The following is a 21,659-nucleotide window of genomic DNA, read 5'->3' on the forward strand; positions in this document are numbered from 1 at the left end:
TTTGGGAACCAAAAGGATCTACTCGAACATGAGGTTAGCCTGGCTTCTCACCAACAAGCACGCCCCGCTCTCGCCGAGTGGCACCGACACGGTGCGGTACACGGGGCAGGCTCTCAGTTTACTCGGAGGTGAATTTGAAACCGTCTGACGCCACCCGTCGGGGGTCGTAACCGGTATCTCCAGCGCCAACGGTGAAAAAGACGAGACCGGCCACTGCTGGGGGCAGGGCCGAAGGGTAGTCACGCAGAGCAAGGGCGCGTTTGCGCCGTAGGCGTTAGGAAGAACTGTGCCCGAATTTTGCCCACCCGCCTCGGGCACCACGGTTTGGACCTCCGGCTGTTCGGTTGATTGGGCAGATCCATAGGCCACGTGTCCGGGGGCTCGTTCATTTCAGGGCAGAGAGAGCGGAAATGGTTTTAGGCGCGTTGGAACGCGTCGTTGAAATTGTACATATGTGCGCCAGGAATGCCGAAGACGGTGTCCACGCACGCGATGAGCGCATCGAAGATGGACTGTCCGGTGTTCCTGATCCCGCTCCGATCAGCTGTCACGTTGCGGCGTCTTCACCGGAAGGAGCGTCCCGCAGCACTCCCCGAAACCGATCCGGAAACCGTCGCCCTGCGCATGCCCGCGCAGCGTGAGTGTGTCGCCATCCTCGATGAATGTACGCGTGCCGCCGTCGATTTCGACGGGGTCCCTGCCGCCCCAGCTCAGTTCAAGGAGCGAGCCGCGACTGCCCGGCTCGGGGCCCGATATCGTGCCGGACCCGAGAAGATCCCCCACTCGCATTGGGCAGCCGCAGGTGCTGTGATGGGCCAGTTGCTGTGCCGTGGAATAATACATCTCCCGGTAATTCGTCCGGGAAATCACCGTCTCTCGACCGCCCTCCGGCGCCAGCGCCACGTCGAGCGCGATGTCATAGAGCATCGGCCCTGCGTCCCGCAGATGCGGTGGCAGCGGGACCTCCCGCGCCGGTGTGTCCACCCGGAACGGCTCCAGTGCCGCGGCGGTCACAACCCAGGGTGAGAGCGACGTGGCAGTGGCTTTGGACTGAAACGGGCCAAGCGGCTGGTATTCCCAGGCCTGAATGTCGCGCGCCGACCAGTCGTTCAGAAGCACATAGCCGAAAATGTTCTCGAAGGCTTCGCCGACCGTAAGCGGGCGGTCCGAAGGCACTCCCACGATGGCCCCAATTTCAAGCTCGATATCGAAGCGTGCGGAGGGGGCGAAACGCGGCGCGCTGTCCTCTGAGCCTTTCACCTGTCCCCAGGGGCGCCGCACCGGCGTACCGGAGACCACCACCGAGGAGGCGCGGCCATTGTAGCCGATTGGGATGTGGAGCCAGTTCGGCGGTAGCGCATTCTCTGGCCCTCGGAACATGGAGCCGACGTTGAACGCGTGATGCCGGCTGGCATAGAAATCGGTGTATTCCGCAATATCGAAGGGCAGGTGGAGCGTGACGCTCTCCATCGGATGCAGAACGCGCGCCCGCAGAGCGTCGTCGTCGCGCAGAAGCGCGTTCCCGGACGATAGAAGATGGCTCAGGGCAAGGCGCAGCACGCTCCAGCTTGCTGGCCCCTCCGCCATGAATGCATTGAGCGTGGAAGCGCGCAGTGCGCCCGCAGCATCGCCAATCTGCAACAGGCCCGCATCGACGGCCGCGGGGAGATCAAGCACCTGGTCGCCGATCGCCACCCCCAACCGCCTCTGGGTACCTCGGACGTTAAAGGAACCGTAGGGCAGGTTCTGGATCGGGAAGTCACAATCCGCAACGTTGGCGGCATCGACCCAGCTGCGGAGGGTGGGGTCGTTGGTCTGGTCCAGCACCAAAGAGTTCCTTTCATGCTGGGCGGGCGAAACGGCGCCCGCCCATGGTCAGCGTCCGAACCCGGCGGAATACGGAAGCCATGTCGCCAGCCCCGGCATCATCAGCAGGAGGACGAGGCCGAACAGCATCAAGAGCACGTAGGGGAAGGCACCGCGAACCACCTCGGTGAGAGAGGCGTCTGTGATGCCCTTGATGACAAAGAGATTCATGCCAACCGGCGGGGTGATCATCGCCAGTTCCAGATTGATCATCAGCAGCACGCCGTACCAGACGAGGTCGATCTCCAACGCGTTCATCGTCGGCAGCAGGATCGGTGTGGTGATCAGGATGATCGCGATTGATTCGAAGAACATTCCCATCACGAAGATCATCGCCATGACCATGAGCATGAAGCCCAGCGGGCCGAGGCCAATCTCGGCGACCATTTCGGTGACGCCGACGGGCAGCCGGATGATGGTTATGGCATGGCCGAACATCGCGGCGCCGGCGATGATCATGAACACCATCATCGAGGTGCGCATGGAGGAATAGGCGCAGTCCCAGAGGTCCTTCAGCCCGAAATTGCGATAGACGAGAACGGCGACCAGTAGCGCATAGACGGAGCCAGCTGCTGCCGCCTCTGCGGCAGTGAAGATCCCGAGGTAGATTCCTCCCATTACCACCGGCGGTGCCATGAGGGCCCAGATCGAGTTTCGGATTGCGCGCAGGATCTTCGGCATTCCCGCGAAGGCGGGGCGGTCGCCGCCGCGGAGCGTGGCGCTCACGATCGAATAGCCGGCAAAGATCAGCGCGAGAAGCAACCCCGGCACGATCCCGGCGAGAAAGAGCGCGCCGACCGAGGCCTCGGAAACGATTGAGTAGAGAATCATCGGCCCAGATGGCGGGATCAGGATGCCGAGCGTACCGCCGGCCGCGACCACGCCGAGCGCTTGGCGTCTCGGGTAGCCGTAGCGCTGCATTTGCGGGATCGCACTCGAACCGACCGAGAGTGCCGTGGCGACGGAAGAACCAGAGATGGCAGCGAAGATCGTGCAGGCCATGACCGTGGCGACACCGAGACCGCCGCGGATATGCCCGATCAGCGTGTGGGCCATCTCGTAGAGGTCGTCGATCACCTTGGCGCGCATCATGACCTGCGCCATGAAGACGAAGAGTGGGATCGTGGTCAGGATCGGCTTGTTAAGGTGGGCATAGACTGTGTCTGCGACGGAGCCGATCCCGCCCTCGAAGATCAGCAGGATAACTGTCGCGGTGAGCCCAAGTGCCGCAAAGATTGGGATGCCGGTCAGGAGCAGCAGGATCAATCCGGTGAAGATCAGGAATGCGGTCATCGGCGCAGTTCTTTCAGGACGCGGCCAATCAGGCGCGCAATGGCAAAGAGCCCAAGCAGGATGGCCCCGACAAGCATCGGCACCTGCGGAATCCAGGATTGGATCTCGATGGCACCTGACGTGAAGGAACCGAAACTGTGGGCGAATTCGATTGCTTCCCAGGTGCTGAGCCCCAGCACGACAGAAAAGGCCAGCACGCAGAGATCGCTCCAGATCCAGCGCAGGATATCCCCCCGATGCGTCAGCGTCTCGGTCAGCAGGTCGATGGAGATATGGTTCCCACGCCGATAGGCTTCAGCGACACCAAACATGACCAGGGCGACCAGAAGCATGCCCGTGAGGTCATCGATCCAGACCGGCGGGCGGCCGATCACGTAGCGCATGAAGACGGAGTAGGTTGTCAGGCCGAGCGCGGCGAGGATCAGCAGTGTGCTGATCGCGCCGCCGGCCCAGACGACTGGCGCTAAAAGCCGCTCGGTGAAGGGGGCGGCCGAGGCCGCCTCCTTGTCGTTGGCGTTTCCGGACATTGCGTCAGGAGCCCGAACGAAGTTGGTCGATCAGTCCCAGCAGGGTTTGGCTGTCCGGATCGTCGGACTTGAACGCCTCGTCGAAGGCCGGACGCATCACGGCTTCCATCGCGGCGTTTTCTTCGTCGCTCGCGATATGGACCTGAACGCCCTTTGCCTCCAGTTCCGCCGGCGCCCCGGCAAGCGCCTCCTCGGCGGCCTCGACTGCCCAGACAGCGGCCTTCTCGCCAGCTTCGGACAGCGCGGCCTTGGCCTCGTCGGACAGGCCCTCGTAGAATTTCGGGTTCACGTAGCCGTGGAAGAAGACCGAGATCACCGGCGAGACCACGAAATGGTCCTGTACCTCGTAGTACTTCCGCGACACGGCGGCGTCCGTCCCGGTCATCGCGCCGTCGATCACGCCGGTTGCGAGCGCCTGGTAGACTTCGGAGCCCGGAAGCGCGGTCGGCGCGGCACCTAGGGCAGCGAGGCCGGCGTCGAAGGCCGGCGTCAGGCCACGAACCTTCATCCCGTCGAAATCTGCCGGCGTGGTCAGGAACTTGCCCTTGGACGTGAAGACCGAACTGTTGGTCTGGAAGAGCCAGACCACGTTCTCCACGCCCTTGGAGCGCAGTTTCTCCTCCAGGAAGTCGGCGGCTTCGGAGCCGTCCCAATTGCGCCAGATGTTGAGGTCCGAGAACGCGTAGGGTGCGGTCGTCACAGTCATGATCGGTAGGGTTTTGCCCCACTGGAACTGCACCGAGAAGGCGCATTCAATATCGCCCTTCGCGGTGGCGACGATGTTTTCCTTGGCGCCGACGAGGCTGTCCGCGCCGAAGATCTGCACGTCGATCTCGCCATTCGAGAGCGTTTCGACCTCTTCCGCCCAACGGTCGATGACCGTTGCAACGGTATGCGTCGGCGGCAGCTGATGGCTGCAACGCATTGGGGTTTCGGCGCTGGCCGGGGCGAAAGCACCGGCGAATAGCACGGTGCCGAGCGCGGTCGTCAGAAGTTTCGTTTTCATTTGGTGTCCTCCCATTTCAGGTTCTTGTCTGTCGTGGCGCTGTGCCACCGTTGCCAAACCGCCTCCCCAGCGGTCGTTGCTCCGTCAGGCGGCCCGGGCGCGCCAATCAAGCGTTCCCGGCGGGCCAGCCTGGGCAAGCGCGCCATGAAGCGCCTCTTCCGGCATGGCCTCTGCGAGGATCGAACGGGTCGCGAGGACCCCATCGAGGTCGATGCCTGTCGCGTATCCCTTCGTCTCCGCGAGAAAGACCAGATCCTCCAAAACCACGTTGCCGGTCGCGCCGGGCGCGAAGGGACACCCTCCCAAGCCGGCAAGCGAGGCGTCGAAAACGCGGCAGCCGGCATCGAGCGCCGCTGACGCATTGGCGAGTCCGAGCCCACGGGTGTCATGCAAGTGGATCACGTAGGGCAGATTGCCGAGGCGGTGCTCTATGCGTGCGCAGAGCGAGGCAATCTGGCGGGGGCCTGCGTAGCCGACCGTGTCTGCCAGCCCGACCATGTCGACGCCGGCCTCGAAGCACCGATCCACCATGCGCATCACGTCATCCTGCGGAACCTCGCCCGACAGCGAGCAACCGAAAGCCATCGCGATGCCCACATTGATGATCGTGTCCTTGCCGGCCTCGTCGCGCAGCCTCACCACATTTGCAATCTCGGCGAGGCTCTGCTCCTGTGTGCGGCGGACATTGGCTTCGTTGTGGGCCTGGCTGGCCGAGATCACCACCGTGATCTCATCCACCGGGGTCGTTAGCGCATCCGTCGCGCCGCGCTGGTTCAGGGCAAGGGCGATGCCATGCGCATCGCCATGTCCGTCGACGGCGGCGATCACCTCGCGCACATCAGCAAACCGCGGCACCTTGTCGGCCGGCAGGAACGAACCGACTTCGAAATAGCGGATGCCGGCGGCATAGTCCTGTTCGATCCATCGTGTCTTTTGTTCGGTCGACGGCCAGGATTTCGTGAGCTGGAGACCGTCGCGCAAGCCGACTTCGCGAATGGCGATCTGGCCGGCGGGATAGGCTTTGTGAACATCAGCCATGATTACTCCGTGGCCTCCACTTTCAGGGAGCCGAGGATTTCAGCGTTGTGCTGGCCGATGGCGGGAATATCGACATTTGCCGCCACCACGGGATGACCGTTCATCTCCACCGGCAGGGCGGGGGCTCGGAAATCCTTCTTGTCGGCATAATGGGACGTGAAAAGGCCGCCGGGCCGGTTCACATGCGGATCGTCATACATCTCGGCTGGTCGTGCCACCGGGGCGAAGAGCAGATCGTTCTCCTCCATGATCCGGATCATCTCGTCATAGGGACGGCCGGCCACGACCTCGGCGATTTGCGGCAGGGTCCAGTCACGTGCCGCGATCTGGTCCGGGCGGGACTGGAGCCGCGAGTCCTCAAGCAGGTGGTCGAGACCGAGCCCTTTGCAGAGCTTCTCCCACTGGCCGTCGGTCGCGGCTCCGACGAAGATCTGCCGACCGTCGCTGGTCGGGAAGAGGTCGTAGACCGGCCAGGAGAACACCCGCTCCGGCATCGGCGGCGATTCCGTTCCCTCGATATCGAACTGCACCATGTGCTGGGCGACGAGCAGCAGGCAGTTCTCGAAGAGCCCGGAGCGGATCGCGGCCCCGTCGCCTGTCTTCTGCCGTGCGATGAGCGCCGCCAGCACGCCATAGGCGGTGAACAGCCCGCCCATGATGTCGTTGGCCGAAGAGCCGATGCGTAGCGGACGGCCGGTCGGGCCGGTCATATAGGCCATGCCGGTCATCATCTGCACGACCTCGTCCATGGCGGCGCGGTGCTCGTACGGACCCTTCAGGAACCCCTTGCAGGAGGCGGCGATGAGCGAGGGGTTCGTCTTGCGAAGCTGGTCCGGAGCGAGGCCCATCTTGGCCAGGGTTTCGTCTCGGAAATTCTCGACAAACACGTCGGCGGTTTTCAGCAGCGCGTGCAGCTTCGCAAGGTCGTCCTTGTCCTTGATGTTCAGCGTGACCGATTTCTTGCCGCGGTTGAAGGTCGGGAAGAAGCCGGCGCCCATCCCGGTCAGATTGCGGGTCTTGTCGCCCTGCGGCGGCTCGATCTTGATCACCTCGGCCCCGAGAAAGGCGAGGAACATGCCCGTCGACGGCCCCATTACCATATGGCTCATCTCCACCACGCGAATGCCGTCCAGAGGTAGTGCGGATGCCATCGGGCCCTCCAATCAATCCTTGTCGGGGGCAACTATGACACCGCAAGAACGGTCATGAAATTATATCCTTTCGAAGGTATCGTTCTTCGAATTAGAATGCTCACATGGACACCAGGCAACTTCGCTACTTCGTTGCCGTTTGCGAGTTCCGGAACCTCTCGCATGCGGCCGATCACTGCAATACGGCGGCCTCCGCCCTCAGCCATCACATCGCGAATCTGGAGGATGAACTGGAAACCCGCCTGTTCACCCGCAAACCACGGGGAATGGAGCCGACGGCGGCGGGCCTGAAACTCCTCACCCACGCACAGTTCATTCTGTCGGCCTTCGAGACCGCGGCCTCGGAGGTCAAACTCGGACAGGCAGAGATCTCGGGGAATATCGCAATCGGCATGCCCTTCTCGGTGATCAAGGTCATTGGGGGCGATCTCATGCGCAGGGTCATCGAGGATTTCCCGCGCGTCCGCCTCCTCATTCGGGAGGGCCTTTCCGGTGTGACCTACAATGCGCTTCGCACCGGGGAAATCGAGGCGGCGCTGATCTTCAATCCTCCGCCGGATTCGCAAACTTCGAGAACGCCGCTGCTCGAAGAGGAACTCTTCTGCATCGGCCATCGGGATATTGTGGGCGACACGGATGCGCCGATCCCTCTGGAGGAGATGGCGGACCTGCCGGTCGCGTTGTTGCAGAGCGGATCGCTTTCGCGAGCTTTGGTCGACCGGCCGGCGGAATTGGCCAAGCTCGAGTCGCAGGCGCGGATTCAGTTAGCCTCCATCGCCGGAACACTGAGTGCCCTCAAAGAGGGGCTTGCCTGCACTCTGGCACCGAAAGTGCTGGTCAGCGAGGAATTGAAGAGCGGCGAATTCGTCGCGCGCGCTGTCACGGACCCGCACCCGGTCCGAACCCTGCACCTCGTCTCAGCACTGGACGTGCGGCCGACATTCCTGCGCGAGAGGATATCGACACTGATATCTGAACTCGTGCGAGACGCCGTTCGGACCGGCCAATGGGAAGGCGCACGGCCTATCCGGGCGTGAATTCGGCCCGAAAGCGCCTGAGATTGCCGACATAGGTTTTGGCGGAGGCTTTCAGTTCTTCTTCGGCCTCGGGGCCAAGTACGCGTACCGCCTTGGCGGGCGCTCCCACGATCAGGCTGAAATCCGGGAACGCCTTGCCTTCCGTCACCAGCGCATTCGCGCCGATGATGCAGTTCTTCCCGATCCGTGCTTTGTTGAGGATCGTCGCCCCCATACCCACGAGCGTGTTGTCCCCGATCGTGCAGCCGTGGACGATTGCACGATGCCCGATCGTGACATCAGAACCGATCGTGAGCGGTGAGCCCGGATCGGAGTGGAGGACGGACCCCTCCTGGATATTGGTGCGGTTGCCGATCACGATGGGTTCGTTGTCGCCTCGGATCGTCGCGGCAAACCACACGCCGACATCCCGACCGAGGGTCACGTTGCCGATCACGTAGGCATTGGGTGCGACCCAGGTCTCCTCCTGCGGACAAGTCGGTGCGACGTTGCCCAGACTACAGATCGGCATCGGCCGCTCTCCTTTTGCTTGATCTTTCGGTTTCAGCTTGTCGCGGAAGTCATTGCCCGCCGACACCTCACATCGCTATCGGGTGCAGGTTTCCATGCATCGAGTTATCCCGGTTTCGTCGTGTTTGGCGGCGGTCTCATGAAACCGGGGCGAACCTGTCGGGATGCGCGGCCTGAAATGCGGGCAACTGCGAGAAGGCATCCCGGGCTGCCGTGCAACGGGGCAGGGCGGTGAGGTCAACGCCCCAGCGATCGGCATTGTAGAGTTGCGGAATCAGGCACACATCGGCGAGGCCGGGAGCGTCGCCCGCGCAGAAGGGCATGGACCCGCTTTCGGCCAAAACCGCTTCGAATGCGGCGAGGCCCGTGGCGATGCAGTTGCGCACCCAGTCGAGTTTGGCCTGCTCCCCGCCCAGGTCGGCAACGCGGTTCAGCGTCGAGAGATTCCCGAGGGGATGGATGTCGGCGGCCACGATCAGCGCAAGCGCGCGTGCACGGGCGCGTTCCGCCGGTGCCGTGGGCAGCAGGGGATGAATCCGGCGGGTCTCGTCGAGGTATTCGAGGATGGCGAGCGATTGGGTGAAACGTAATCCGTCGATGTCCAGCACCGGAACGGCTCCGATTGGATTGCGCGTCAGATGCTCGGACAACCGCTGCTCTCCAGCCGCGAGGTTTACCGCGACGCGTCGGTACGCCATGCCTTTGAGTTCGAGCCCGAGGCGGACGCGGTAGCTGGCTGACGAGCGCCAGTAATCGAAAAGAACAATCTCATCTACGCTTCTGGTCATCCGCGCCACTCTCCCCGATACGAACCAACCCGTCACCTGTAACCTCGACCGGCACCGGATCGAGAGAGCACCCTACGCCGAAGCCGTCGACACCCTTGCCGGTTTCGAGTTCGAAGCCCGCCTCATGATTGGAGCAGCGCAGGACCTTTCCGTCAGCGGAAAGAACCGACCCACGCCGGTAGTCGAGCGGCAGGAACTGGTGAGGGCAGGCGTTGACATAGGCGACCAGCCGCCCGCCACTTCGCGCCAGCAGGACAGGAAACCCCTCCAGATCGACGCTGGCGGTGCCGGCTTCCGGCACGTCGGCGAGCGGGCAAATCACCGTACCGTCCGCGGGCGCGCCGGGGTAGCTCTTCCAATCATCGCTCATGCACGTCGCCCGAGTTTCCCGACCTGCTGATGATGTGTCGAGGGGACACCGTCGGTCAGATCCCGCTCAACTCTTTCTTGTGCAGCCAGTCGGCATGTTTGGGCGCTTTCTTGGTCTTCGACCAATCCTCCAGCATCAGCCACTTCACCTCTTCCATGCGTTTCAACATTGCCTCCTCGTTCGGGTCGGGGCAGGCAAGTTCGATCCTGTGCCCGTTGGGATCGAAGAAATAGATCGAGTGGAAGATCGAATGGTCGGTTATGCCGAGAACCTCGACCCCGTTGCTCTCAAGGTGTTCCTTGAACTCGATCAGTTCGGCCCGGCCCTTCACCTTGAAGGCGATATGCTGGACCCAGACCGGCGTGTTGGGGTCGCGTCCCATTTCGGGCTTGGTCGGCAGTTCAAAGAATGCCAGCACGTTTCCGTCGCCTGCATCCAGAAACAGGTGCATGTAAGGGTCTGGCTCGTGCGTGGAGGGAACATGGTCTTCGGCAATCGCCAGTATGAAATCCATGTTCAACATTTTGCCGTACCACTCGACGGTCTCCTTCGCGTCCTTGCAGCGATAGGCGACATGATGGATCTTCTCGATTTTCATGACGTTTCTCCGTGGGCATACGTGAATGCGGCATATGGCGCGATCAATGGGCATATGATGCCGCGGCCGGGGAGAAGCGGCCGCGGCACGCGGGTTCAGGCGTCGGCCTTGAGTACCCCGCGCTCGATCTGGTCGCGCTCGATGGATTCAAAGAGCGCGCGGAAGTTGCCTTCGCCGAAACCGTCATCGCCCTTGCGCTGGATGAACTCGAAAAAGATCGGGCCGATAACGGTCTTCGAGAAAATCTGGAGCAGGATCTTGGTCATCCCGCCGCCCAGAACCCCCTCGCCATCGATCAGGATCCCATGCTTTTGCATCCGGTCCAGAGGTTCTTCGTGGTTCTTCACCCGCTTGCGCGACATCGCGTAGTAGGTAGCCGGCGGCGCAGGCATGAACTCGACGCCGGTATCACCGATCTCGTCGATCGAGCCATAGATGTCATCGGTACCGATGGCAACGTGCTGGATGCCTTCCCCTTTGTATTCCTTCAGATATTCCTCGATCTGGCTGTTCTCGTCAGCGCTTTCGTTGATCGGGATACGGATCTTGCCGTCGGGCGAGGTGAGTGCCCGCGAATAGAGCCCGGTCTGCTGCCCCTTGATGTCGAAGAATCGGATCTCCTTGAAGTTGAACACTTCGGAGTAGAACTTGTACCAGGTGTCCATGTTGCCACGCATCACGTTGTGCGTCAGGTGATCGAGATAGTAGAAACCGGCGCCCTTCGGCTGCGGGTCCCGCTCACCGAGCCATTCGAATTCTCCGTCATAGGGCGACCTGCCGTCGTCGTAATCCTCGACGAGGTAAAGAAGCGAGCCGCCGATGCCGACCACCGCCGGCACGTCCAGCGACTTGCCGTCGCCGGTATACTCCTCAGTGCCGTAGTCCAGAGCGCGCTTCAGCGCATGGTGGGCATCGACGACCCGCCAGGCCATCGCCGGGGCACAGGGGCCGTGATCCCTCACAAATTGCGCCGCATGGCCGTTCGGATCGCGATTGACGAGATAGTTCACATTGCCCTGGCGATAGAGCGAGATGTCCTTGGTCTTGTGCCTTGCGACTTCAACGAAGCCCATGCTGGTGAACAGCTCTTCGAGTACGCCGGGTTCGGGATGTGCGAATTCGACGAACTCGAACCCATCCGTGCCAGCGAGGTTGAAATCGTCGATCTTTGCTTTGGGCGCATTGTGCGGAAAGGGACCCATAGGTTCCTCCTGTGCCGGTGACGTGTCTATCGTGCCCTTCACGTCCATCTCGCATGGCCCCGGCCCGCGGGGTGTTGGTGAGTTGAGGCTATCAAGTATCGCGGCTTCTGAAAATTACAGTGTTTATAAATCATCGTTCGAAATCCAAGAACGAAAGGCATGCCGAGGTGATGTCACGAGAAACCGGCTTGAGAGGGGGAGGGGGCTTACCCGGTGTGTTGGGGTGACCAGGCGGAGCAAGTCCAAGTGATCCACGGCAAGCCCGCGACCGACTCCCAGGCCGTCATGATCTGCGTGCGGCTTCCGCCCGCGTATCGGAACATCGAGGGTCTGTCGCGTGAGAGGGACATCGCTATCAGCCACGAGACAGTGCGGTATGGCTAGAACAGGTTCGGTCCGATGTTCGCGTTGGGAATCCGGACAAATACAGGCTTGGACGTGTCGCCCCTATTCGGAATGGGAGCGGCACGTTGACGAGTCGCTCGTAAAAGAGCCATGGCAAGCGACCGCGCTTTGGCGCGCGTTCGACCATGGGGGAGTGGTGCTTGAAGCCGTTGTCGCGATGCGCAGAAACAAGCCGGTTGCATTGAAATCGCTCAGGAATTTGGTGCGGCGGTACTGCCACGCAGCCGAGATCATCACTCATCGGTTCCCCTCACACGGAGTTGCGCTTCGTGTGCAAGGAGCCGATGCTCGGCCGGCTAGCGGTGGCTGGTTCAACAATCGCGCTGAGGCTTCACACCTTCCTTTGAGACAATGGGATTGCGTCGTGCAGCGCATGCGGCTTCCGTAGTGTTTCGCCGCATTCACTCGTTCGACGACAATATTTCAACTGGGAGTAATCCCTCACCAGCCGACACCAACTCAAGAAGACCGGAACGACCGCGCTCGCCGAGGCGCTGGTTCGGTTCAGTGACGTAGCACGATGTCTCAACCACGCTAAAGACAGACTCGCATGTGTCCGACATCACGTTGAGCTTACGGCCATATGTTACCGAAAAATGGAAAGTGAGCAAATAGAGTAACACAATGCTTGCTTCGAATCGCGATCGAGGATAATTGTCCGACCGAGCGGTCAGTTATTGGCCGCGGGCGCGGCACGGGAGCGAGATCCATGGATGCATTCATATGCGACGGTGTGCGAACACCGATCGGGCGTTATGGAGGGGGGCTGTCTTCGGTCCGGACGGACGATCTGGCCGCGGCGCCGATTACTGCCTTGAAGGAGCGGAACGCGCAGGTTGATTGGACCAGCGTTGACGACGTGATCTTCGGAGATGCCAACCAGGCCGGCGAGAGCAACCGGAACGTCGCCCGAATGGCTGCCCTGCTTGCGGGGCTGCCCGTGGACGTACCCGGTACCACGGTGAACCGGCTGTGCGCGTCCGGCATGGACGCCGTGGGGATGGCATCGCGTGGCATCCGCGCGGGAGACTACGATCTCGCCATCGCCGGCGGCGTCGAGAGCATGTCCCGTGCTCCATTCGTCATGCCGAAGGCGGCCAGCGCCTTTAGCCGGGCAAATGCTGTCTATGACACGACCATCGGCTGGCGCTTCGTCAACCCGAAGATGAAGGAAATGTACGGCACCGACTCCATGCCCGAGACCGCCGACAATGTCGCCGCCGAATACGAAATCACCCGCGAAGACCAGGATGCCTTCGCCGCTCGGTCCCAACAACGCTGGGCCACAGCGCAGGCGGCCGGGATCTTTGCCGAGGAAATCGTCCCGGTGTCCGTTCCGCAACGCAAGGGCGACCCGATCGTCATGGATACTGACGAACACCCGCGTCCGGGTACGACGGCTGAGCAACTCGCCAGGCTGCGCGGGGTGAACGGACCCGATCTGAGCGTGACGGCAGGGAACGCCTCGGGAGTGAACGACGGGGCGGCCGCACTCCTGCTGGCTTCCGAGGCTGCGGCAGAGAAAAACGGGCTGACGCCGATAGTCCGCGTTGTTGCTATGTCGTCCGCCGGGGTAGCACCGCGCATCATGGGTATCGGCCCGGTACCGGCAACGCGCAAGGTTCTGGCCCGCGCCGGGCTGACCATCGAACAGATGGATGTGGTAGAATTGAACGAGGCCTTCGCGTCGCAAGGCCTGGCGACCCTGCGTGAACTGGGTCTGGCCGACGATGCGGCCCATGTGAACGCGAATGGCGGGGCGATTGCGCTCGGCCATCCGCTGGGAATGTCCGGCGCTCGTCTGGTGCTGACAGCTGCTCGGCAGTTGCAGCGCACCGGCGGACGCTATGCACTTTGCACAATGTGTGTTGGCGTGGGCCAGGGTACCGCCATTATCCTTGAACGCGTCTGAACGGGGGAGGAACCATGTACGCTCAGATGATCAAGACGGCTCGGAGTGGGGTTAAGACCCGCGAGGAAATGACCGAGCAGGAACGCGAGTTTCAGGACAAGATCGACAACGATATCAAGATCGAACCGCGCGACTGGATGCCCGACGATTACCGCGCGACCCTGATCCGCCAGATCGGCCAGCACGCGCATTCGGAGGTCGTGGGCCAGCTCCCCGAGGGCAACTGGATCACGCGCGCCCCGACGCTGGAACGCAAAGCGATCCTGCTCGCGAAGGTGCAGGACGAGGCGGGCCACGGGCTTTACCTCTATTCCGCCGCGGAGACGCTGGGCGAGAGCCGGGACGAGCTCATCCGCCTGCTGCATGAAGGGCGGATGAAATATTCCTCGATCTTCAACTATCCGACGCTCAACTGGGCCGATATCGGCGCGGTGGGCTGGCTGGTGGATGGGGCGGCCATCGTCAACCAGGTGGCGTTGCAGCGGACCTCCTACGGCCCATACTCGCGTGCCATGATCCGGATCTGCAAGGAGGAGAGCTTCCACGCGCGTCAGGGCTATCACGCGATCATGAAGATGGCCTTCGGTACGCCGGAGCAGAAGCGGCAGGCGCAGGATGCCGTCAATCGTTTGTGGTTCCCCGCGATCATGATGTTTGGCCCCAATGACAGCGCTTCCACCCATTCCGAACAATCCATGGCCTGGAAGATCAAAGTGAAATCCAACGACGAGCTGCGCCAGCAATTCGTCGATCAAACCGTGCCGCAGATCGAGTATCTCGGCCTCGACCTGCCGGACCCGGGCATCAAGTGGAACGAGGAGCGCGGCCACTACGATTTCTCGGATCCCGACTGGTCTGAATTCTTCGACGTCATCAAGGGCAACGGCCCCTGCAATGTCGATCGCATGACCGCCCGCCGCAAGGCATGGGACGACGGCCAATGGGTACGCGACGGGTTGCTGGAGCACGCCCGCAAGAAAGCCGCCCGAAAGGTCGCGGCAGAATAATTCTGGGAGGATACGCAGCCATGAGCAACGAATGGCCCCTATGGGAAGTCTTCATCCGAGGGCAGCACGGCCTGAGCCATCGGCACGTCGGCTCGCTCCATGCGCCGGATGCAGAGATGGCGATCAAGAACGCCCGTGACGTCTACACGCGCCGCAACGAGGGCGTGAGCATCTGGGTCGTGGAGGCGCGCCATATCGCGGCCACCGCGCCGGGCGAGAAAGGCCCGCTCTTCGAACCCAGCGAAAGCAAGGTCTATCGTCACCCGACCTTCTTCGACATCCCCGAAGAAGTGGGGCACATGTGATGACCCGCGATGAAGCTCTTTTTGAATTCCTGCTGCGGCTCGGGGACAACACGCTGATCCTCGGCCACCGGGTCTCCGAGTGGTGCGGGCATGCGCCCGTTCTGGAGGAGGATATCGCGCTGGCCAACACCGCGCTGGACCTGATCGGCCAGACGCAGATGTGGCTTGGGCTAGCGGCGGAGGTCGAGGGCAAGGGGCGCGACGCAGACAAGCTCGCCTTCCTGCGCGACGCCTGGGATTTCCGCAACCTGCTGCTGGTCGAGATGCCGAACGGCGACTTCGGCCAGACGCTGATGCGCCAGTTCCTGTTCGACGCCTGGCATTCGGTTCTGCTGGGCCGGCTCATGACTTCGTCGGACGAGCGGGTCGCGGCCATCGCCGCCAAGGCGAGCAAGGAGGTGACCTATCACCTCGAACGCTCCGCCGACACGGTGGTCGGCCTCGGCGACGGCACAGAGGAGAGCCATGCCCGCATGCAGGCGGCACTCGATTATCTCTGGCCGTATGTGGGCGAGATGTTCCGCTCTGACCCCGTGGACGCAGAGATGGTCGCCGCTGGTATCGCGCCGGACCCGGCATCCTTGCGCGAGGAGTTCGACGGCATAGTCAGCCGCGTCCTGACGGAAGCGACGTTGGAGATCCCGGCGAGCAGCTTCGGCCACAAGGGCGGCAAGGATGGCAGCTTCCACACGGAGCATCTGGGGCATCTGCTCTCGACGATGCAGTGGCTGCAAAGGGCATATCCCGGCTGCGAGTGGTAACAGCTCAAACGGCCGGACAACGCGCAGAGGGCAGCGCCCGGCCGTGAGGCGGGCCTGGCGCTGTGAGGCGTTGCCACCGGACGGGACATCGAAACAGGGCACCGCAATGACCGACGCAATGGTTAAACCGACTGAAGCCGAGATCTGGCAATGGCTGGATGCCGTCCCGGACCCGGAGATACCAGTGATCTCGGTTGTGGATCTGGGCATTGTCCGCGACGTGAAATGGGAAGGGGACACGCTCGTCGTCTTCGTTACGCCAACCTATTCGGGCTGCCCGGCGACCGGCATCATCTCGATGGATATCGAAACCGCCCTGCGGGATCGCGGAATCAAAAAGCTCGACATCCGCGTGAAGATCGCTCCGGCCTGGACGACCGACTGGCTTTCGGACAAGGGACGCACGGAGATGGAGAAATTCGGTATCGCGCCGCCGAGCCCGGCAGCCGGCCCGGAGCGCTGCCCGCATTGCGGGGGCGCAGATCTCGAGAAACTCAGCCAGTTCGGTTCCACCCCCTGCAAGGCGCAATGGCGTTGCAAGGGCTGTCTGGAGCCATTCGACTATTTCAAGTGCATTTGAGGGAGGAGACCCCATGGCACGTTTTCACGAACTGACGGTCAAGGAGGTCCGCAAGACGATCCGCGACGCTGTCGTCGTCACGCTGGAGCCTACCAACGGCGCGGCGGAGGATTTCGACTTCACCCAGGGTCAATACTTGACGTTCCGCCGCGACTTCGACGGCGAGGAACTCCGCCGCTCTTATTCCATCTGCGCCGGTAAGGATGACGGGATCCTGCAGGTGGGTATCAAGCGGGTCGATGGCGGGGCCTTTTCGACCTGGGCCAATGAAGACCTGAAGCCGGGCGACACGCTTGAGGCCATGCCGCCGATGGGCGGGTTCTACACGCCGCTCGATCCGGGCGCTGCCAGGCAATACCTCGGCTTTGCCGGCGGCTCGGGTATCACGCCGGTTCTGTCGATCCTGAAGACGACGCTGGAACGCGAACCGCTGTCGACCTTTACGCTGGTCTACGCAAACAAGGCCGTGAACTCGATCATGTTCCGCGAGGAACTGGAAGATCTGAAGAACACCTACATGGGCCGCTTCAACGTGGTCCACATCCTGGAATCGGACGCGCAGGAAATCGACCTGTTCACCGGGCTGGTCACGGAAGAAAAGTGCGCCGAACTGTTCAAGGGCTGGATCGATATCGAGCATGTCGACACCGCCTTCATCTGTGGACCCGAGCCGATGATGCTGGGCATCGCCGCTGCCTTGCGCAGTGCCGGGATGGATGACAGCCAGATCAAATTCGAGCTCTTTGCGTCGGCCCAGCCAGGCCGGTTGAAACGCAAGGCGGAGTCGAAGGGCGCCTCCGCCACGGGCAACCAGGCGTCGGCCGCGATCACGCTGGATGGCTCCACGCAGACGGTCACCATGGGCAAGGATGTAACCATTCTGGATGCCGCCCTCGACAATGCAATGGATGCTCCGTTTGCCTGCAAGGCCGGTGTCTGCTCCACCTGCCGCTGCCGGGTGCTGGAAGGCGAGGTCGACATGGTCGCCAATCACGCACTGGAAGATTACGAGGTCGAGAAGGGCTATGTGCTGTCTTGCCAGTCTTTCCCGGTGACCGACCGCGTCGTCGTGGACTTCGATCAGTAGGGGAGGCTGACATGAACGAGATGAGCATCGAGAGCTACCTTGCACAGGGCGGCGTCCTGACGAGCCCCGGCAACGTGCCGCCGCGCTATCGCGCCGAGTTGATGCGGCTGATGGCGACGTTTGTCGACAGCGAACTGGCCGGCGCGGCCGGTTTCGCCGACATCATCAACGAGGGCCCGGGTATCACGGAGCGGATCGCGGCCTCCCGCATCGTGCTGGAAAAGCTCGATCATGCGGAGCGGGTGCTGAAGATCATGGGCGAATTCGGCGCCAATACCGATCGCTACGCCAACCACCATCCCTGGACCGCCCGGCTTGAGCGCGATGCCGAGGTTGGCGCCACCCGGTCCGAGCACGACATGCGCCTTTCTGTCTTCAACTATCCGCTGCAGGGCTGGGCTGACGCGGTGGCGATGAACCTGCTGATGGGGAAGGCGGTGTCGATCCAGTTGGTGGAGTTCAGCCTGGTTTCCTACCAACCGCTTGCGGAGGCTTTCCGCGCCATTGCGCCCGGCGAGACGCGCCACGCGGAACTGGCGGAGGAAGGCCTATCCAAGCTGGCGGCCGAGGATGGGGCGAAGGAGAGCCTGCAGGCGTCGGTCAACTATTGGTGGCCGCGGGTGGCCGACAGCTTTGGTGGCGACAAGTCCGCACGTGCCGAGACGCTGGCCGCCTTTGGCCTGCGACGGTCGTCGAACACGGCGCTGCGGGCCCGCTGGGAGGCCGAGGCGGACTCTGCGCTTGGCCGGGTCGGATTGGCCCGGCCCTGAGGTCAGGAGCACTTGAAGAGAAGGGAAACGGCCCGCGGTTTTCGTCTGCGGGCCTTCATTTCTTGCCGAGGTTGGGGCGAAGCATTTCGCGCCGCGCGTGGCGCTGCCGTTCCATGCAGTTTGAAAGGGAAATGCGGGGGGCGCAGGCCGCCCACATATGGCGTCGGAAGAGCGACAAGTAGACTTGTTAGTTGCCTAAAGCCCGCGCACCCCGTTCAGAGTCAGGTCGGTGACCAACCGGGCATAGTCCTCCCGCGCGTCGGCTCCTGCCCGGCTGTTCCACATGTAGAACCAGTTCAGCATGCCGAAGACAGACATCGTTGTCGCATAGAGTTTTCCCTTCTCGCCCTCGAAGACTTCCGGAGCGATGGCGCCAATGGCTTCGGACATTTGCCGCACCATGTCGCGCTGATACCCGCGCAGGGTATCCTGTTGCTCGGAGGGAAGGGCAGGGATGCCCGTGGTCTGTACCCGGTGCTCGTTGTCCGCGCCTTGATAGGCCTGCAGGGTCGCGGTGATGATGGCGTGGAGGCGCTCGTCGGGCGACAATCCCTCCAGATCGATCCCGCAGATCGTTTCCCGCAGGTCCTTCAGATAGGTGTCGAGGATATCGAAGAGCAACGCGTCCTTGCTGTCGTAGTAGTGGTAGATATTCGCCTTGGAGATTCCGCATTCGCGCGCAAGCAGGCTCATTGACGCCCGGTCGAACCCCTGGTCAGCGAATACCTTCGCCGCCGACTTCAGGATTTGCGTGCGCTTTTCGTCGTGGTCTTTCGCGATTGTGCGAACCAAGGCTCACTCCTTTGGACGGTTGTCGACAACGCGCACGGCCTTGCCGGTGGAACGGTCCACCTCGCCCGGGTTGCGGATGTCTATTTCGGTTGAAACACCTACCACATCCTTGATGCGCTTGTAGAGCATTCGGGCCGCGGCGGTTTTTGACGCCTCGTCCGTGGAGTCGGCCGCGCATTCCACGTGGATTCGCATTGCGTCCATGTGGCCTGCGCGAAACAGTTCGATCTGGTAGTGATTGGTCAGGCCGCCCGTGGCCACCACCTGCTCCTCGATCTGGCTGGGGAAGACGTTCACACCGCGCAGGATCATCATGTCGTCGCTTCGACCGGTGATCTTCGCCATGCGCCGCATCGACCGCGCGGTGCCAGGAAGCAGTCGCGTCAGATCCCGCGTACGATAGCGGACCATGGGCAGGCCCTCCTTGGTAAGCGTGGTGAAGACAAGCTCGCCCATCTCGCCGTCTTCGACCGGCCCACCGGTGGCGGGGTTGATGATCTCGGGAAAGAAGTGATCTTCCCAGATATGCAGCCCATCCTTGGTCTCCACGCACTCGTTGGCAACGCCCGGTCCCATGATCTCCGATAGGCCGTATATGTCGACAGCATGCATGTCGAATGCGGACTCGACCGAGTGGCGCAGCGCATCCGTCCAGGGTTCGGCGCCGAAAATTCCGACATCCAGGGAACAGGCGTGCGGATCAAGACCTTGATGATGAAACTCCTCCAAGATGTTGAGCATGTAGGAGGGTGTCACCATGATCGCGTTCGGCTTGAAATCGTCGATCAGCGTTACCTGGCGCGGCGTCTGCCCACCCGAAACCGGCACCGCCGTTGCGCCTAGTCGTTCGATGCCGTAGTGCGCTCCGAGACCTCCGGTGAAGAGGCCGTAGCCATAGGCATTGTGTACGATATCGCCCGGGCGTACGCCCGAGGCGCGCAGGCTCCGGGCGATGAGATCGGCCCAGTTCGAGATGTCGCCAGCCGTGTACCCGACCACCGTTGGCTTGCCGGTGGTCCCCGAGGACGCATGCACGCGGACGATCTGCTCACGCGGCACTGCAAACAGACCGAAGGGGTAGTTGTCGCGCAAGTCCGTCTTCACCGTGAAGGGAAACTTCGACAGGTCCTTGAGCGACTTCAAGTCGTCCGGGTGCACGCCTTTTTCGTCGAAGCGATGCCTGTACATCGGTACGTTTTCATAGGCATGGCGCAGCGTCCATTTCAGCCGTTCGAGTTGCAGCGACTGGATTTCGTCGATCGAGGCGATCTCAACCGGGTCCAGGTCTTCGCGCCTCGGGGTCAGATCCTTCATGGTGTCCTCCTCACCGTGTCTTGTGGGCCCGTCGGGGCCTATTCGTCGAATAGGGTGCCGTGAACTGCTCGGGAAAACCCGCGCATCTCGGCGATCAACTTGTCGTCCTGATTGGTAATCCGGACGTCGTAAATGCCGCTGCGCCCATTCAGCGTGACTTCCTCGGCCCGGGCGGTCAGGCAATCGCCGACACGACCCGGCGCGATGTAGGAGATCATGTTGTGCTGAGCGACAGTGGATTGATTGCGGCTGTTGCAGGCAAAGGCAAAGGCGCTGTCCGCCAAGGCGAAGGTGACACCGCCGTGGCAGATGCCGTGGCCATTGGCGTGATGCGGTTCGATGGTGAGCGACAGGGTTGCGCGCCCTTCGTCCACCTCGTCGATCGTCATCCCGAACCAAGCGGAAGCCATGTCGCTGGACCACATCGCCTCGGCCGACCGTTCAGCCCGTTGTTTCGGTGTCATGCTCATCGGCCTTTGAACTCTGCGGGGCGCTTGTTCAGGAAGGCGCCAACGCCTTCGGCGTAGTCGGCACTTTCGCCACAGAGCTTCATCGCGTCAGCTTCCATCTCCAGATGCTCGTCGAGCGTGTTGGCAGCAGAAGCCTGGATGCAGGCTTTGGTTTGCGCGTAACCGAAGGTCGGGCCATTGGCGAAGGTTTTGGCCATGGCGCGCGCCTCGGTCATGAGGGCATCGTCAGGAAGGCAACGCCAGATCAATCCCCAGTCCTCGGCCTGCTTCGCGGAGAGCGGTTTTGCGGTGAAGGCAAGCCCCTTGGCGCGAGCCTCGCCAAGCAGACTGGGCAGGTGCCAGCTGCCACCGGTGTCGGGGATAAGCCCGACCTTGGCGAAGGACTGGATGAACTTGGCGCTTTCCGCGGCCAGGACGATATCGCAGGCTAGGGAGAGGTTCGCACCCGCGCCGGCCGCAACACCGTTTACGGCGCAAATCACAGGGAACTCCAGCGACCGGATCAGGCGCACGAGCGGCGCATAAAGGGTGCGCACAGTTCGGCCCAAGTCAGGCGGGCCATCCATCCTCGACGGGTCCCGGTCGCTCAGATCCTGCCCGGCACAGAAACCGCGCCCAGCACCCGTCAGCAGGACACAACGCGCGCCTTCGTCCCGGGCGGATTCCAGTGCAGCGCGTAGGGCAGCGTGCATCTCGTCGTTGAAGCTGTTCAGGCGATCGGGACGGTTCAGGGTGATCTCAACCCAATTTCCGTAGTTTTCCGTAATAATTGTATCGCTCATGTCCCAATCGCTTTCCAAAGGTTGCGAGAAGTATCTTGCATAAACCGAACGGTTGGTCAATAAATGCGTGACGAATTTGATTCTCGCA

The 21,659-nt window shown here is 62.2% G+C and carries 24 protein-coding genes; 9 read left to right on the forward strand and 15 right to left on the reverse strand.

What is annotated here, in order from left to right; genetic code table 11:
* Window positions 1-540: 540 nt before the first annotated feature.
* The 6 genes from fahA to ARC39_RS04700 all read right to left on the reverse strand — a co-directional run bounded on the left by fahA (window position 541) and on the right by ARC39_RS04700 (window position 6,881).
* Window positions 541-1,827 carry a fumarylacetoacetase gene (gene fahA, locus ARC39_RS04675; RefSeq protein WP_236545124.1) on the reverse strand — a complete coding sequence of 429 codons (1,287 nt, stop codon included), beginning with the start codon at window positions 1,825-1,827 and terminating at the stop codon, window positions 541-543.
* 48 nt (window positions 1,828-1,875) lie between these two features.
* Window positions 1,876-3,159 (reverse strand): TRAP transporter large permease, encoded by a 1,284-nt coding sequence (locus tag ARC39_RS04680; RefSeq protein ID WP_068110781.1) that lies wholly within the window; start codon window positions 3,157-3,159, stop codon window positions 1,876-1,878.
* Window positions 3,156-3,686 (reverse strand): TRAP transporter small permease, encoded by a 531-nt coding sequence (locus ARC39_RS04685; RefSeq protein ID WP_068110784.1) that lies wholly within the window; start codon window positions 3,684-3,686, stop codon window positions 3,156-3,158. The genes ARC39_RS04680 and ARC39_RS04685 overlap by 4 nt, the downstream gene beginning before the upstream one ends.
* 4 nt (window positions 3,687-3,690) lie before the next feature.
* Window positions 3,691-4,692, reverse strand: coding sequence for a TRAP transporter substrate-binding protein DctP (gene dctP / locus ARC39_RS04690; RefSeq protein ID WP_149866312.1), 1,002 nt, complete (start codon window positions 4,690-4,692; stop codon window positions 3,691-3,693).
* A gap of 84 nt (window positions 4,693-4,776) precedes the next feature.
* On the reverse strand, window positions 4,777-5,730 hold the full coding sequence (locus tag ARC39_RS04695) for a hydroxymethylglutaryl-CoA lyase (protein ID WP_068110789.1): 954 nt from the start codon (window positions 5,728-5,730) through the stop codon (window positions 4,777-4,779).
* Between the two features lie 2 nt (window positions 5,731-5,732).
* Complete coding sequence (locus ARC39_RS04700; protein ID WP_068110792.1) at window positions 5,733-6,881, reverse strand: CaiB/BaiF CoA transferase family protein; 1,149 nt, start codon at window positions 6,879-6,881, stop codon at window positions 5,733-5,735.
* Window positions 6,882-6,985: 104 nt separating this feature from the next.
* Between ARC39_RS04700 and ARC39_RS04705 the strand changes: the two genes are divergently transcribed.
* Window positions 6,986-7,918: a LysR family transcriptional regulator gene (locus ARC39_RS04705; RefSeq protein ID WP_068110795.1), complete on the forward strand. Its 933-nt coding sequence runs from the start codon at window positions 6,986-6,988 to the stop codon at window positions 7,916-7,918.
* Here the strand turns inward: ARC39_RS04705 and ARC39_RS04710 are convergent.
* The 5 genes from ARC39_RS04710 to hppD form a co-directional block, all read right to left on the reverse strand.
* Window positions 7,905-8,429 carry a gamma carbonic anhydrase family protein gene (locus ARC39_RS04710; RefSeq protein WP_068111649.1) on the reverse strand — a complete coding sequence of 175 codons (525 nt, stop codon included), beginning with the start codon at window positions 8,427-8,429 and terminating at the stop codon, window positions 7,905-7,907. The two genes, ARC39_RS04705 and ARC39_RS04710, sit on opposite strands and share 14 nt — an antisense overlap.
* Before the next feature lie 136 nt (window positions 8,430-8,565).
* Complete coding sequence (maiA, locus tag ARC39_RS04715) at window positions 8,566-9,216, reverse strand: maleylacetoacetate isomerase (RefSeq protein WP_068110797.1); 651 nt, start codon at window positions 9,214-9,216, stop codon at window positions 8,566-8,568.
* Complete coding sequence (locus ARC39_RS04720; protein WP_068110800.1) at window positions 9,197-9,586, reverse strand: Rieske (2Fe-2S) protein; 390 nt, start codon at window positions 9,584-9,586, stop codon at window positions 9,197-9,199. The genes maiA and ARC39_RS04720 overlap by 20 nt, the downstream gene beginning before the upstream one ends.
* 55 nt (window positions 9,587-9,641) lie before the next feature.
* Window positions 9,642-10,184, reverse strand: coding sequence for a VOC family protein (locus ARC39_RS04725; protein WP_068110804.1), 543 nt, complete (start codon window positions 10,182-10,184; stop codon window positions 9,642-9,644).
* A gap of 95 nt (window positions 10,185-10,279) precedes the next feature.
* Entirely contained in the window at window positions 10,280-11,386 is a 1,107-nt protein-coding gene (hppD, locus tag ARC39_RS04730; protein WP_068110807.1) for a 4-hydroxyphenylpyruvate dioxygenase, read from the reverse strand.
* 376 nt (window positions 11,387-11,762) lie between these two features.
* Here hppD and ARC39_RS26455 point away from each other — a divergent pair, with 376 nt between their 5' ends.
* From ARC39_RS26455 to ARC39_RS04765, 8 genes are all read left to right on the forward strand, one after another.
* On the forward strand, window positions 11,763-12,179 hold the full coding sequence (locus ARC39_RS26455) for a DDE-type integrase/transposase/recombinase (protein ID WP_078059076.1): 417 nt from the start codon (window positions 11,763-11,765) through the stop codon (window positions 12,177-12,179).
* 321 nt (window positions 12,180-12,500) lie between these two features.
* Window positions 12,501-13,703 (forward strand): 3-oxoadipyl-CoA thiolase, encoded by a 1,203-nt coding sequence (pcaF, locus tag ARC39_RS04735; protein ID WP_068110809.1) that lies wholly within the window; start codon window positions 12,501-12,503, stop codon window positions 13,701-13,703.
* 14 nt (window positions 13,704-13,717) lie between these two features.
* Window positions 13,718-14,710: a 1,2-phenylacetyl-CoA epoxidase subunit PaaA gene (gene paaA, locus ARC39_RS04740; RefSeq protein ID WP_068110811.1), complete on the forward strand. Its 993-nt coding sequence runs from the start codon at window positions 13,718-13,720 to the stop codon at window positions 14,708-14,710.
* A gap of 20 nt (window positions 14,711-14,730) precedes the next feature.
* The gene (gene paaB / locus ARC39_RS04745; protein ID WP_068110813.1) at window positions 14,731-15,015 is read left to right on the forward strand and encodes a 1,2-phenylacetyl-CoA epoxidase subunit PaaB; all 285 of its coding nucleotides are present in this window, start codon (window positions 14,731-14,733) and stop codon (window positions 15,013-15,015) included.
* Window positions 15,015-15,776 (forward strand): 1,2-phenylacetyl-CoA epoxidase subunit PaaC, encoded by a 762-nt coding sequence (gene paaC / locus ARC39_RS04750; protein WP_068110815.1) that lies wholly within the window; start codon window positions 15,015-15,017, stop codon window positions 15,774-15,776. The genes paaB and paaC overlap by 1 nt, the downstream gene beginning before the upstream one ends.
* Before the next feature lie 106 nt (window positions 15,777-15,882).
* Window positions 15,883-16,356, forward strand: coding sequence for a 1,2-phenylacetyl-CoA epoxidase subunit PaaD (gene paaD / locus ARC39_RS04755; RefSeq protein WP_068110819.1), 474 nt, complete (start codon window positions 15,883-15,885; stop codon window positions 16,354-16,356).
* Window positions 16,357-16,369: 13 nt separating this feature from the next.
* Complete coding sequence (gene paaE / locus ARC39_RS04760) at window positions 16,370-17,443, forward strand: 1,2-phenylacetyl-CoA epoxidase subunit PaaE (protein ID WP_068110821.1); 1,074 nt, start codon at window positions 16,370-16,372, stop codon at window positions 17,441-17,443.
* 11 nt (window positions 17,444-17,454) lie between these two features.
* Window positions 17,455-18,213 carry a Phenylacetic acid catabolic protein gene (locus ARC39_RS04765; RefSeq protein ID WP_068110824.1) on the forward strand — a complete coding sequence of 253 codons (759 nt, stop codon included), beginning with the start codon at window positions 17,455-17,457 and terminating at the stop codon, window positions 18,211-18,213.
* Window positions 18,214-18,408: 195 nt separating this feature from the next.
* Here the strand turns inward: ARC39_RS04765 and ARC39_RS04770 are convergent, their stop codons facing one another.
* From ARC39_RS04770 to paaG, 4 genes are read right to left on the reverse strand one after another with little or no spacing between them, the layout of a single operon-like run.
* Window positions 18,409-19,005 (reverse strand): TetR/AcrR family transcriptional regulator, encoded by a 597-nt coding sequence (locus ARC39_RS04770; RefSeq protein ID WP_068110827.1) that lies wholly within the window; start codon window positions 19,003-19,005, stop codon window positions 18,409-18,411.
* Between the two features lie 3 nt (window positions 19,006-19,008).
* Entirely contained in the window at window positions 19,009-20,319 is a 1,311-nt protein-coding gene (gene paaK / locus ARC39_RS04775) for a phenylacetate--CoA ligase PaaK (protein ID WP_068110830.1), read from the reverse strand.
* A gap of 38 nt (window positions 20,320-20,357) precedes the next feature.
* The gene (paaI, locus tag ARC39_RS04780; protein WP_068110834.1) at window positions 20,358-20,783 is read right to left on the reverse strand and encodes a hydroxyphenylacetyl-CoA thioesterase PaaI; all 426 of its coding nucleotides are present in this window, start codon (window positions 20,781-20,783) and stop codon (window positions 20,358-20,360) included.
* Between the two features lie 2 nt (window positions 20,784-20,785).
* A complete protein-coding gene (paaG, locus tag ARC39_RS04785; RefSeq protein WP_068110835.1) occupies window positions 20,786-21,571 on the reverse strand; it encodes a 2-(1,2-epoxy-1,2-dihydrophenyl)acetyl-CoA isomerase PaaG in 786 nt (261 codons plus the stop codon).
* Between the last annotated feature and the right edge of the window lie 88 nt (window positions 21,572-21,659).

Origin of the sequence: Tropicimonas marinistellae (assembly GCF_001509585.1) — a bacterium.
In the GTDB taxonomy this organism is placed as follows: Bacteria; Pseudomonadota; Alphaproteobacteria; order Rhodobacterales; family Rhodobacteraceae; genus Tropicimonas; species Tropicimonas marinistellae.